We start from the raw sequence: 13,954 nt of genomic DNA, 5'->3' as shown, positions 1-13,954 counted from the left end.
TGCGCCATGGACACCATCTTCAATGTCCTGCCGGCGTATGCCGAGCTTTTCTGCCTCTCGAATTTCAGCTTCCTGCATGGCGCTTCTCATGCGGAAGAGCTCTCCGAGCGCGCGGCACAGCTTGGCTATTCGGCATTGGCCGTCACCGACGAATGTTCGCTAGCCGGTGTGGTGCGTGCGCACGTCGCCGCGAAGGAAGCAAAGCTGCCGTTTATCGTCGGCTCGTTCTTCCGATTGGTCAATGCCGACGGCTCGCCTGCATTCGGAATTATCCTGCTCGCCAGAAACCGCGAGGGGTACGGCAACCTGTCTGAACTGATTTCGCTCGCGCGCACCCGGGCAACCAAGGGCGAGTATCGCCTGACGCCACAGGACCTCTCGCGTCCAGAGAAGGAATATCGACACCTTCGCGGGATGCCGGACTGCCTCGCCATCCTTGTGCCGGATTTCCCGGCCAACGAGGATGTCCTTGCTGCACAGGTCGAGTGGCTGGACGATACATTTACTGGCCGCGCCTGGGTCGGGTTGGTGCTTCATCAACGCGCCATGGATGACATTCACCGTGGCTCGGTCGAGTTCATCGCGCGCAGCCTCGATGTACCTGTGGTGGCTCTGGGGCATGTCGTTATGCATGTGCGCTCGCGCAAGCCACTGCAGGACACGATGACCGCTATCCGGGTCGGTAGGCCAGTACACGAATGCGGTTACGACCTTGCGCCGAATGCCGAGCAACATCTGCGCTCGCGACTCCGCCTCGCGAACCTATACCCGGCAGAAGCACTCGCAGCGACCGTCGATATTGCGAGCCGCTGCACGTTCTCGCTCGACGAGCTGCGCTATGAATATCCGGACGAACTGGTACCCGCCGGCATCACCCCGAAAGCCTATCTTCGACAGGAAACATACATCGGCGCGCAGCGACGCTTTCCATCTGGCATCCCGCACAACGTACAGGGGCAGATTGAGCACGAGCTTGAACTCATAGCCGACCTCGAATACGAACCGTACTTTCTGACTGTCTACGACATCGTGCGCTTTGCGCGCAGCCAGCACATCCTTTGCCAGGGCCGCGGCTCGGCCGCCAATTCGGCGGTCTGCTATTGCCTCGGCATTACCGAGGTCGACCCTGCGCGCGGCAACATGCTGTTCGAACGGTTCATAAGCAAGGAGCGCGGTGAACCTCCAGACATCGACGTCGACTTCGAACATCAGCGGCGCGAAGAGGTCATCCAGTACATCTATCGCAAGTATGGCCGTGACCGCGCTGCTATCGCCGCGGCGGTTTCAACGTACCGGCCACGGGGCGCATTGCGTGAGACGGGCAAAGCACTTGGCGTTGACTCACAGATTGTCGACCTCGTCGCGAAGAGTCATCACTGGTTCGACACGAGCCAAGACCTGCTCAAGCGGTTCGCCGAGTCTGGGCTCGACCCGGAGAAGCCGCTCATCCAGGCGTGGGCGCGACTCGCTTCCCAGCTCCTTGGCTTTCCACGCCATCTGTCGCAACACTCAGGTGGTTTCGTTATCAGTCGCGGCAAGCTCACGCGTCTTGTCCCTGTCGAGAATGCGGCGATGGCGGACCGGTCCGTCATCGAGTGGGACAAGGACGACCTTGAAGCGCTTGGTCTGCTGAAAATTGACGTGCTTGCGCTTGGCATGCTGTCGACCATCCGCCGCGCGCTGGACATCGTGTCGGAGCAGCGCGGCGAGCGATTCGAAATGCAGGACATTCCGCCTGAGGACTCCAAGACATACGAGATGATTTCCGCCGCTGACACCGTCGGCGTGTTCCAGATTGAGTCGCGCGCACAGATGAGCATGCTACCGCGCATGAAGCCCTGCACCTTTTATGACCTGGTCATTGAGGTGGCCATCGTCAGGCCGGGGCCGATTCAAGGTGGTGCTGTTCATCCCTACCTGCAACGTCGTCAAGGCTTTGAACCCGTGACGTATCCGAGTGAGGCGCTGAAGACAGCGCTTGGGCGGACGCTCGGGGTCCCGATTTTTCAGGAGCAGGTCATGCAGGTGGCCATCCTGGCTGCCGGTTTTACAGCTGGCGAGGCAGACCAGTTGAGACGGGCTATGGCCGCCTGGAAGCGGAAAGGTGGTCTCGAGAAATACTATGACCGTATCGTCAACGGGATGCAGGAGCGCGGTTACGACCAGGTTTTCGCAGAAGGCATCTTCGAGCAAATCCAGGGTTTCGGTGAGTACGGCTTCCCGGAAAGCCATGCCGCCAGTTTCGCGCTCCTGGTGTACGCGAGTAGCTGGCTTAAGTGCCATGAGCCAGAGGCATTCCTTGCGGCGATGCTCAACAGTCAGCCTATGGGATTCTATTCGCCGTCACAGCTTGTGCAGGACGCACAACGTCACGGCGTGAAGGTGCTGCCTGTTGACGTCACTGTCAGCGGCTGGGACTCTGTCTTGGTGCCGCTGCCCGACAACGACCGCCCAGCGGTCCGACTCGGCATGTCGCTGCTGCGCGGCATGAAGGACGGCGCCGCAGAGCGGGTTGAAAATGCCAGGGCCGTGCGTCCATTCGAAACCGTCGCTGACCTGGCCCGCAGAGCGCAGCTTGACCGAAAGGACCTCCATTCACTTGCGGACGCCAACGCGCTCGCTTCGCTTGCTGGTAATCGTCGGGAGGCTCTATGGCAATCGGTTGCTGCCGTGCCTGACAAGGACATGCTTGCCGTAGCGGCGGTCCAGGACGAGACACCGCAGTTGGGCGCGCCGACCGAAGCGAATGACATAGTTGCCGACTACAGGTCTGTAGGGTTGACGTTAGGACGGCATCCACTGGAACTGCTTCGGCCGCAACTGCTCGCAAACCGGTTGATGCCGGCGTCGACACTGCGCAGCTATGGCGACGGCCGGTTGGCACGAGGCTGCGGGCTTGTGACGGTCCGTCAACGGCCAGGCACAGCAAAGGGCGTGATGTTTGTGACTCTCGAAGACGAGACGGGCAACCTCAACGTGATTGTCTGGCCGAGCTTGCTAGAAAAGCAGAGGAAGGAGGCGCTTGGGGCATCCTTGCTTGCAGTGTATGGGACGTGGCAATGCCAGGGAGAGGTTCGACATCTGGTCGCGCAGAAGCTTGTTGACATGTCTCATCTGCTCGGTGGATTGACGAGCACGAGTCGAGATTTTTGTTGAGCCTGAATGTAGAGGGACGCATAACTTCAGTTAAACGACCGCATCAATTGAGAAAATTATGGCTTATCATCGACTGATAGCATAGATTGATTGGGGTCGACGAAGGCGGGTGACCAACGTCCTGAGGGCCTGAAACTTCAGATGCTTAGGGGCACTCTTTCTTGGTGGCTTGGAGTTCTATTAAAGTCGTTGCCCAATTTATTTGCGGATGACGGAGTACCTTGAGTGCGAGAACGGCATGAATAAATTCCGCATGAGAATGGTTTGGAGCACGCTGCATGCCGACTAGAGTCAATCATTACGTTCCCCAGTGGTATCAATGCGGATTCCTCGCACCGGGTGCGTCAAAATTTGTGGTCTTGGACAAGCACCCGGAGACCAAGACGCTAGCAGATGGTCGCATCGTACCTACACAATCGCCGATTCAGCACTGGGGTACCAAACGCTGCTTTCACGAACTGGATTTGTACACGACCTTCTTTGGCGAAAACGTCAACGATGAGATTGAGCGACTTCTTTTTGGACCAATCGATGCTAAGGGTGCTGACGCTGTGGGCGCTTTTTTACGTGGCGACCCCGTGGAAATGCACCACGTGTTCCAGGACTTCTTTTCGTATCTGGATGCGCAGAAGCTAAGAACGCCCAAGGGACTCGACTGGATAAGAGCGTCATACCCGAAACTCAGTCATGTCGAGCTGATGCAGGAGATGCAGGGTCTGCGCACGATGTATTGCCAGATGTGGGCAGAGTCAGTACGCGAGATTGTCACTGCTCACGCATCGGACGTTAAGTTCCTTCTGACAGACAATCCGGTGACAACATACAACCCTGCACTGCCTCCGAGCGCGAAAGAGTGCGAGTACCCAAACTCGGCTCGCGTCGAACTCGCCGGAACGCAGACTATATTCCCGCTGGACGCAAACACCTGCTTGATACTGACGCACCTCGAATACGCGAAAAATCCGGACGCGGGCATACCTACCTCGAAGCGAACCAACGCGCGCTTTCGTGGGACTGGCTACGTGCACTCTCATGCGCACATACGAACGCGCGCTCTGACGCGAGACGATGTTGCCGCTATCAACCTAGTGCTCAAAGCAGGAGCGAAACGCTACGTCGCAGCGGCGAATAAAGAATGGTTGTATCCGGAACAGGTGTTCACCGGCCCTTGGGAAACGATTAAGGATGTTCTTCTCCCCAAAGACCATCTTTGGGAGTTTGGCGGCGAAATGTTCATCAAGTTCGAAGATGGGCATGTCCATTACCAAGACGCTTACGGCCGAACGTCGGGCGCACACAAATACCTGCGCAGGAGAGACGTCCGAACCGACTTGGGGCCGGACGACGCCTGTGGTTGTGGCAGCGGCCGAAGTTACGCGCAATGTTGCCAAGATATTCCGCTGGAACAGCGTCCCACCTGGGAGGTATTCGGAATACGGGAGAGAAATTTGATGTTTTGCCAGTCAATCGAGCACATCCTCGGCCTTGACGCGGACAAGACATGGGAAGACGTTCGAAAGGACATTAGCAACGACCAAGTTAAGCAAATCCACGAAACTCTGGCCGCTCTTTGGCCGGCAGATACGAACCTGCCAGAATTGCTGCCTAGACCTTGCAACGATACTTTTCGTGCCGTCTATATGGGGACACTCGATGCACGGATGGCCGGCAGTGTCGTTGTTTGCATGCTCTCCTTCTTCGACGAAATTGTTATAGCCAATCCGTTCATGAATCCCGCCATCGTTCGGCCTGAGTTCAACCCAATACAATCACCAGATTCCTACAAGGTCAACACCGTAGAGAATGTCTTGTTGATACTCTCTCTATGGCCCTTTATCGAATGCGGCATGGTCCATGTAGTTCCCGACATCGGGGACTACGATTTTGAGTTTGCGCAATCATCAATGAAAGCAGCGGAAGCCCGGACTAGCGGCACAGAAGAAATCGTCGCTCGCGAGGACTACGCGCGACTTGCACTATCGAGGTACAAGTCGCTGATTGCGATAAATCGAATGCCAGAGGGAGCCTTGGCATCTCACTTCAAGGCTGAGCGGCAGACGAGTACCCCTGAGGAAATCGCCAAATTGGTCACCGCAACGAAAGAAGCGATTGCTCAAGACCCTTATGCGGTGTTGCAGCCAGCCAGCGAAGGAAAGTGCGAAAGCTTCCTAATCCAAAAGGGGTTTGCTCTTGAATCCGGAGTCTTTTTTGCTGCGCTAACTGGCGCTGTTTTGTACACGGACTATCACTCGCTATGGCAACACGCTCATCGGCACGCGACAGAACATCTAGGACAAACTGCCAGGGACCTTAAACCCGTCGTGGAAGCATGCCAGTCCATCGAGATACCCGTGGATTTGGAAGCAGAAGCGATATTTGATGCTAGGGCGAGCGGCAAGTTCGAGCCGTTGCGAGCCGTCATGAGGGACATCGTTTCATCTGCTCGCGAGCATCTCGACTCCGCTTGGATGTCACAACTGGCAGTGCGACTCGAAAAAGCAGGCAAAACGACCGAAGTCGAGTCAGCAGCCTCGGCATGCAGTGCGTCGGCTCGGGTGCTTGCCTCGTTTCCAATCGGAGGTTTCCACAGGACTGCAATTTGGCGACACCTGCTTACATTCGGGCAGGCACATCATATCCAGCCCGTCCCCGCAGCGTTCTTTGTAGAGTTAACTTGACCTGCCCCGGCGATTAGTACGGCGGCGGTATGGAGTCCGTTGCCGGCTTCGCGTTCACTACTGTTTTCGGCCTCTTGGCCTCCGATAATCAGGATGTGATAGTTTCTCGATTGTTCACGCCGCTTTAACTGGAGAACTGTCATGTGCTATTCGGCTCAAATTCAGGCTGACTACCGGAAGTTCGTGCGAACGTTTGGTGCTCTCATGGACATCGACGAATTTGCGCGGCTGTTCTTCGAGCGCGCGGAGGGTGTCAGCAAGGCGAAAATACCGAAAGCAATGGAGGACGCCTTTGCAGCGCCACAGACGGACTCCGGGCGCGACATCAAAATCTTTATCGACAAATTCATTCGCGACCAAACGAATAAGCTCGAACAGGAGCTGTTCAAGCAACGCAAGAGGTTAGCTGACGCTGAACGGTCACTGCAGACAAAGGTGACCAAGGCAGCGACCGAGAGCCAGCGAATCGCCACCGATAAAATCGCATGGACGCGCGGCAAACTCGACGATATGCAGCGCACCGAGCCCAAGCCGAAAGACTCGCGCATCTTCCCCGGGCACTACGCGCCTGTCATGGTCATGGAGAACGGTCGACTTGTTGTCAAGCCGATGCGCTACCAATGCCGCATCGCGGGCAAGCCCGCGTCTTACGACGTGAAGTATCCCGGAACCTACAACGCCCGTCGCGACAACCTTGAAGGCTTCTGGAAGCCGTGCTTTGGCTACACGCACGGCGTCGTTCTCGTCGATGTGTTCTACGAGAATGTCAGCAAGGCAAAGTTCGAAGGAACCTTAAGCGAGACTCATGAGAAAGACGAAAACATCGTTCTGGAGTTCCGCCCGAGTAACGGACAGTTGATGCTCGTCGCCTGCCTGTGGTCTCGATGGACCGCTCCTGGCGAGCCAGACTTAGTCTCGTTTGCGGCCATCACTGACGAGCCGCCACCAGAAGTCGCGGCGGCAGGCCACGACCGGTGCATCGTTCCCATCAAGCATGAGAATGTGGACGCGTGGTTGAACCCGGACGCGTCTGACCTTGAGGCTTCGTACGCAATACTTGACGACAGGGACCGGCCTTTCTATGAACACCGACTGGCTGCTTGACGTGCAGCACAGGATGGAATCGTGAAAACCTCAATGGGTGTCCGCAATCGTTTGCGGTCTGCTTCTATTCGGTATTCAGGTGCTCGTCGACAAAATTAACGCGTTTTAAACTGGGCTATGTGCGGATGACGCCCGCGGCTTTTTTGATATACGCCATCGCTAGTTTCTCGGCCAATGTGAGATTATGCGACGGGGCGCGACTCCGGTCCGGGATGGCATTACTCGATTCCATAAAAAGGCCATATTCTGGGCGCCTGTTCGGTGCATAGGGCAGGGCGGGTCGGCGGCAAAATCAAACTGAGAGAAGACGTACAAGCGGAAGGCTTTGGGGGCCAGATGGACGAGACTATTGTTGAGCCGGCAGAAACGCCGGAGGAGCCACGTTGCGTGCAGATTAAAGCCACGCTCGCTGGCCAAATAAATCTGGCCGATTTCCAGAATGCCATTCCGGTTGTCCACGAGCTCTCGCTTGCCAATGAGACGACCGATGACATCAAGGAGTTGAGGCTTACCGCATCCTCCGAGCCGTCATTTTTCAAGCCGAAGACATGGCACCTCGACCACGTCGCTACCGGAAAAGATGTGCGTATCAGCGACCTCGACCTGTCGTTGGACGGAGCGCTTCTCGGCCGGCTGACCGAGTCGGAAAAGGCACTCATTACTTTCAAGCTGACGGCGGGGTTGGAGAATCCTGTTGAGCTTGCTTCATTTGAGACAACCGTCGAATTATTGCCACGTAACCAGTGGGGCGGCCTATCGGCTCTCCCCGATATGGTTGCGGCATTCGTTCAACCAAACGAACAGGCGGTGGAGCGGGTCTTGAAGAAGGCCGCGGACGTCCTTCATAAAGCAGGCAAGTCGGGTGCTATTAACGGCTACCAGGAAGGCGCTCGGCGCGCGTGGGAATTGGCGTCGGCAATCTGGAGCGCTATAGGGTCGATGGGCATCGACTATGCGGTGCCACCAGCAAGCTTCGAACAGATGGGGCAGAAGGTCCGTAGCCCAAGCCAGATTGCCGATTCGGGTCTCGGAACCTGTCTCGACCTCGCTTTGTTTGTCTGCGCTGCGCTCGAACAGGCGGGTCTGAACGCAGTGCTCATCTTCACGGATGGACACGCATTCCCAGGCGTTTGGCTGAAAGCAGAAGAATTTTCGACGTCTGTTATCGACGATGTTACGGCACTTCGGAAACGTGTGAAGCTGAAAGAAATGGTGCTGTTTGAGTCGACGATGCTTACGCATCGCCCTCATCCGGCGTTCAGCTTTGCTATCGCGAACGGCGAGGAGCAAATTTCCGAAGAGGCGGAGCGGAATTTCCACTTGGCCATCGACATCCGGCGCGCGCGATTGCAGCGTATCAAACCGCTTGCCAGCGAGCAGGCGATTGAACGTGGGACTGTCGGAACGGAAGGAGTCAATCTTGAGAGAGGGCTCGAGGTCGCCCCGGAACTGCCTGAGGAACTGGAACGCTCCTCGGACGACCAGGCTGTCGAACGCCCGGAGGACCGGCTGACCCGTTGGCAACGGAAGCTGCTTGACCTGTCACTTCGAAATAACCTGCTCAGTTTCAAGGCCGGCAGGAAATCGCTGAAACTAGAAGCGCCAGACCCAGGCCAACTGGAAGATATTCTGGCAGAAGGCCATGCTATCAAGCTGCTCACTCGTCCCGACCTGATGGATGGCAACGACCCACGTAGCCAGGCAATCCACGAAGCCCGGGAGCGTGAAAACATTCGTCGTTCTCATGCGATTGACGCATTGAAGCGAAAAGAAGTTTTCGTCGGGCTCTCGCAAGACGAGATGGATACCCGTCTGGTCGAGCTCTTTCGGACCTCACGCACGAACTTGCAGGAGGGTGGTTCCAACACCTTATATCTGGCGCTGGGCTTTCTTTCCTGGACGCGTGAAGCGAAGGACGACAAGAAGTATCGCGCGCCGCTCATTCTTGTTCCTGTGTCGCTCGAGCGGCGAAGCGCTCGCTCGGGGTTCAGCCTGACTCTGCACGATGACGAACCGCGCTTTAATCCGACGCTGATTGAGATGCTGCGTCAGGATTTCGAACTGGAGCTGGGCATCCAGGATACCGAGCTGCCGAAGGATGATTCTGGTCTGGATGTCGCGGGAATCTGGAAGACCGTATCGAGTGCGGTCAAGGACATCAAGGGTTGGGAGGTAGTCGAAGAAGTCGTTCTCGCGACGTTCTCGTTCGCGAAGTATTTGATGTGGAAGGACTTGACTGAGCGAACCGAGCAGCTCAAACAGAACGCGGTCGTACGGCACCTCATTGAAACGCCGCGCGATTCCTATGAGAGCACGATTGAGTTTCCTGACGCCAGGCGGCTCGACGCAGAACTGCCGGTGAAGAACACCTTCTGCCCATTGCCGGCCGATTCGTCGCAGCTTTCCGCGGTCGTGGCGGGAAGCAAAGGAAAAGACTTCGTCCTAATTGGGCCCCCGGGAACCGGGAAGAGCCAGACCATCTCGAATCTGATTGCGCAGTGTCTGGCTGAAAGAAAGCGTGTGCTATTCGTCTCAGAGAAGATGGCGGCGCTTGATGTCGTGTACCGGCGCCTCGCCGATGTTGGTCTTGGCAACTTCTGCCTCGAATTGCATTCCAGCAAAGCACGTAAGACGGAAGTGCTCGAGCAGCTACGTATTTCGTGGGATTCCGCTGCGGCCATGGAACCCGATGAATGGCATGCAGAAGCCGCTCGACTGGAGGGATTGCGCAACCAGTTGAATGGGTATGTTGAACGTCTGCATCTGAGATACCCGAACGGGCTCAGTGTCTATGAGGCAATCGGCCGCGTTGTCGCCGGGCATGACCTGCCCGTGCTGCAGCTGTCATGGCCGTCCGCTCGGGTTCACGATTCAGTCGCTATGCGAACGCTGCGCGAGACGGCCGAGCTGCTAGATGTTCACGCGAAAGTGATGGGAGAGGGGCAGTTGACGTCCAGCCCGCTCGCTCACGTGGTTCAAACTGAATGGTCGCCGCTGTGGCAAGCCGCGCTGCTCGATTCGGCCCGCGCTCTTGGCCCAGTGGTTGCCCGTTTTGAAGCTGCAACCGAGCAACTGAGGGCGGCCGTAGGGTTGCCGTTGCCTGTTCTCGATACGCGTGTCAGGGAAGGCCTGCGTCTCCTGGCTGCGACTTTGCCATCTGCATCCGGACACGATTGGCAGTTCGTTCTGCGTCCGGATGCAAAAACAATTGCAGATAACCTGCGCATCGCGAAACCATTGGTCGAACGACACCGCGAGCTGCACGCTTCGCTTTCGGCGCCGCGGGGCAACCAGGTCTTGGAGGATGTACGACAAGGTATCGTTCAGCTCACTCGCTATCACGAACTTCATTCGCAGCTTTCCCAGCCATGGAATGAATCGCTAAGGTCGCGGCTCTCCGTTGGCATTGAGCTCCTGCGAAAGCGCCAGGACGTGGTTGACCAACTGTCGCTCAAATACAAAGACGGTATTCCGACGGCAACGGTTCAGCAACTCCAGCTCGATTGGCGGGAACTGCAGGATTCGTCCTGGCCGATGAGCATGATGCGCCGCCGCTCGCTTTCGAAGAAACTCGTGGACCTGTCGACAGGCGGAGGCCAGCCAGACATTGGCGGTGACATCGAACGCCTCCAGCAGATTGATGCCCTTCAGGATGAAATCAAAGCTCTCGACGACCTGTCGCTGCCGACGTCGAACGCATGGCTGGGGCTAAAAACCGAACTCGACGTTGCGCGAGCTTCGCTTGGTTTCCAGTCTGCCCTCGAACAGGCTCGCATACGCGCGACTTGGGAGGATGTTGGACTTGACCCGGTGAGCCGAGGTCAGTGTGGCGAGACGGCGCGCGAAGACCTCGGCCGCATCAGAGAACTCCGTCAGATTGACCAGGTAATCAATCGCCTGTCGGGACTCGAAGAACAGACGGACGGGGTTTGGGCTGGATACAACACGGATTTGGTTGTCGCGAAGACATACCTCGTGTTTCAGGGCGCGCTTGCAGCAGCAGTGGCTAGCAGCCATTGGCAGGATGAGGGCTTCGGCGTTATCGAGCGCAGCAGTGCGGGTGCTGTCGCGGCGGCTGACCTCAAGAAGATGCGCGAACTGGTTGCCCTTGCTGGTCGACTCAGGGAGTTCGACGACCTTCCCGCAAAGACCGACGGACTCTGGAACGGTTTGCAGACAAAACTGGAGGGCATCCAACCAGCTCTCGGCTTCTTCGAGGCGCTTTCGGGAGCGCTCGCATTGTTGGCAAGTTCGCCCGAGTCGCTGGCGGCAGTAAAGAGCCCAATTGCCCATCTGCTGGGCGATAGCAATGTTCTGCTTGAGCCAACGGGAGCGATTGCGGGTGCCGGACGTATGTATGCCGAGGCGCTTCAGGCATTTAATCAGGCGGTGGCCCAATTCACGGTCGCGAGCGGCCTGCCCGGGTCTGATAGCGCGACACTTGGTTCGCTCCTCCCAACGGCACTGTCCGCGCGTGCAAGCGATGTCCTGGCCAGCTCGAATCGGTTGAACGCCTGGTGTGCATGGCGCAAGACCCGCGCGGCGGCTCTCGCGTTGGGACTTGCCGCCGTTGTGGCTGGGGTCGAACAGGGCGCTATCCAACTCGGGCGCGTGAAGGAAGCGTTTGAGACTGATTACTGTCGATGGTGGTTGAACGCGGTCGTCGACGTCGACGACGTATTGCGCACGTTTGTTTCCGCAGAGCACGAAAAACGCATTCGGGATTTCCGGGAGCTTGATGAACGGTTCATCGGCCTAACTCAGGCGTGGGTGCGTGCGCAGTTGTCGGCGGGACATCCTTCACCTGACCGTGTCTCACGGGGCTCTGAATGGGGCCTACTGCGATACGAGATGCAGAAGAAGACTCGACATCTGCCCCTCCGGGAGTTGATGTCCCAGGCCTCGACTGCAGTCATGCGCCTGACGCCGTGTCTTCTGATGAGCCCGTTGTCGATTGCACAATATCTGCCGGCCGAAACGGCGAACTTTGATGTCGTCATCTTCGACGAGGCCTCACAGATACCAGTATGGGATGCCATCGGCGCCATGGCGCGTGCGAAGCAGGTCATCATGGTTGGCGACCCAAAACAATTGCCGCCGACAAGTTTCTTTGACCGCGCGGAATCGGACATTGATGACACGGATGTCGAGACTGAGCTTGAGAGCATTCTTGAGGAGTGTATCGGCGCCAACCTCCCGACGATGAAGCTATCGTGGCACTATCGTAGCCGCCATGAAAGTCTGATTGCATTCTCGAATCATCGTTACTACGACGGGGACTTGGTGACATTCCCAAGTCCGGTCACGAACGACCGTGCCGTCAGCTTCAATCACGTTGCGAATGGCCAATACGAGCGCGGCGGGGCGCGAACAAATAAGCCAGAAGCGAAAGCGCTGGTAGCCGACCTGGTCGGCAAAATGAAAACGCCCGGCTTCCGCGACAGTGGGTTGACCATCGGCGTGGTGACGTTCAACTCTGAACAGCAATCTCTCATCGAAGACTTGCTCGACGAAGAACGTCGCAAAGACCCATCCATTGAGCACTTCTTCCTGGAAACGCAGCTTGAACCTGTGTTTGTAAAGAACCTGGAGAGCGTGCAGGGTGATGAGCGGGACATCATGTATTTTTCAACCACCTATGGCCCGGGGGTTGACGGCACCATGCCGATGAATTTCGGCCCGATGAACCAGCAGGGTGGGGAGCGTCGTCTGAATGTTGCCATCACCCGTGCGAGGCAGGAACTTCGAGTCTTCGGTAGCTTCCGTCCAGAGCAGATGGACTTGGCGAGAACGCAGGCGCTCGGAGTGCGTGACTTGAAGCACTTCTTGGAGTTTGCGGACCGCGGCGCACGCGCGCTTGGCGAGGCGGTTACAGGTAGCGTCGGGGACTTCGAGAGCCCGTTCGAAAAAGCTGTATCGAACGCGCTGACCGAACGGGGCTGGACATTGCATCCGCAGGTTGGCGTTTCGGCATTTCGGATTGATTTGGGTGTAGTCGACCCAGACGCACCTGGACGATACCTTGCCGGCGTTGAGTGTGATGGTGCGACGTATCACCGTTCTGCAACAGCCCGCGACCGCGACAAGTTACGCGAGCAGGTCTTGCGTGGCCTCGGTTGGGACATCCTGCGTATCTGGTCGACCGACTGGTGGATTGACATGCAGGGGACCGTCGAGAAGATTCATCGTCAACTCGAAGAGTTGCTTGCCGAGCAGCGGGCGAAGCGAGCGAAGACCGAGCAGGAGGCGACAGTCCTTGCGGAGCAAGTCATCGCGGACGTAATGGCGATGCCGGATGAGCAGGTGAGCCAGCCGGCAGAAGCGACAATCCACCTGTCGAGCGAAGTCAAAGTGGTAGCGGACACTGCCACACTTCCTGTTACCTACGCTCGGAACGTCGCCGTTGTTCATTCTAGCGACCCCGCTGAGGGGCGTTTTACGGAGGTCGATTTGACGCTTGAGGGATACGCGGTCGATGCCAACGCGTTCTTCGACGTCGTCTATAACCCAACGCTTCTGCGGTTGATTGAGCACGTCGTACGCGTGGAAGGACCGGTACGGGACGAAGTTCTGGCGCGTCGTATTGCGCGGGCGCATGGCTGGGTTCGGACAGGCGCAAAAATCCAGGACAGGGTCGTCCGGTTGGCGTCACAGCACTTCAGCGGCGACCCAGAAGATGTGGGTACGTTTTTCCGGACTAAAGGTGAATCTGCTGATGGGCAGATTCAATTCCGACGGCCAGTTGACGGCACCGCACGGTCGGTCGATGAAATTTCGCTTGCCGAACTTCGAGCGCTTGCATTCGACCTGATGCAGGCAGGGCATGACGAAGAGTCTGGCGTGCCGGCGATGGCCCGTGAAGTGGGTCTTCGCAAACTTAACGCAGGCAGCAGAACGCGTCTGGAAATGGCTTGGTCGGATGCGACGAAGGCCTCTTTTCGGAACGTTGATGCCCAAGACTAAAACAATGCGACGGTCGGCACGACAGGTGTCCGGCCGTCTGCACAACTGGCAGC

4 protein-coding genes are annotated in these 13,954 nt (G+C 57.4%); all 4 read left to right on the top strand.

Annotation, left to right across the window (positions count from 1 at the left end; all coding sequences use genetic code 11):
* Positions 1-6: 6 nt before the first annotated feature.
* The 4 genes from P0D80_RS13110 (at position 7) to proA (ending at position 13,901) form a co-directional block, all read left to right on the top strand.
* Positions 7-3,156 carry an error-prone DNA polymerase gene (locus P0D80_RS13110; protein ID WP_408284308.1) on the top strand — a complete coding sequence of 1,050 codons (3,150 nt, stop codon included), beginning with the start codon at positions 7-9 and terminating at the stop codon, positions 3,154-3,156.
* 278 nt (positions 3,157-3,434) lie between these two features.
* On the top strand, positions 3,435-5,834 hold the full coding sequence (locus P0D80_RS13105; protein ID WP_408284306.1) for a DUF4238 domain-containing protein: 2,400 nt from the start codon (positions 3,435-3,437) through the stop codon (positions 5,832-5,834).
* A 141-nt stretch (positions 5,835-5,975) separates the two neighbouring features.
* Positions 5,976-6,938 carry an SOS response-associated peptidase family protein gene (locus P0D80_RS13100; RefSeq protein ID WP_408284305.1) on the top strand — a complete coding sequence of 321 codons (963 nt, stop codon included), beginning with the start codon at positions 5,976-5,978 and terminating at the stop codon, positions 6,936-6,938.
* Between the two features lie 336 nt (positions 6,939-7,274).
* A complete protein-coding gene (gene proA / locus P0D80_RS13095; RefSeq protein ID WP_408284302.1) occupies positions 7,275-13,901 on the top strand; it encodes an anti-phage protein ProA in 6,627 nt (2,208 codons plus the stop codon).
* Positions 13,902-13,954 lie beyond the last annotated feature (53 nt).

This window comes from Paraburkholderia sp. RL17-373-BIF-A (assembly GCF_046030175.1).
Lineage (GTDB): Bacteria > Pseudomonadota > Gammaproteobacteria > Burkholderiales > Burkholderiaceae > Paraburkholderia.
This window is presented reverse-complemented; position numbering and strand designations above follow the sequence as displayed.

What these genes read in the sequence shown, in the direction of transcription:
- P0D80_RS13110 (WP_408284308.1), top strand. Translation starts at nt 7, where the DNA reads ATGGACACCATCTTCAATGTCCTGCCGGCGTATGCCGAGCTTTTCTGC.
- P0D80_RS13100 (WP_408284305.1), top strand. Translation starts at nt 5,976, where the DNA reads ATGTGCTATTCGGCTCAAATTCAGGCTGACTACCGGAAGTTCGTGCGA.
- proA (WP_408284302.1), top strand. Translation starts at nt 7,275, where the DNA reads ATGGACGAGACTATTGTTGAGCCGGCAGAAACGCCGGAGGAGCCACGT.
- P0D80_RS13105 (WP_408284306.1), top strand. Translation starts at nt 3,435, where the DNA reads ATGCCGACTAGAGTCAATCATTACGTTCCCCAGTGGTATCAATGCGGA.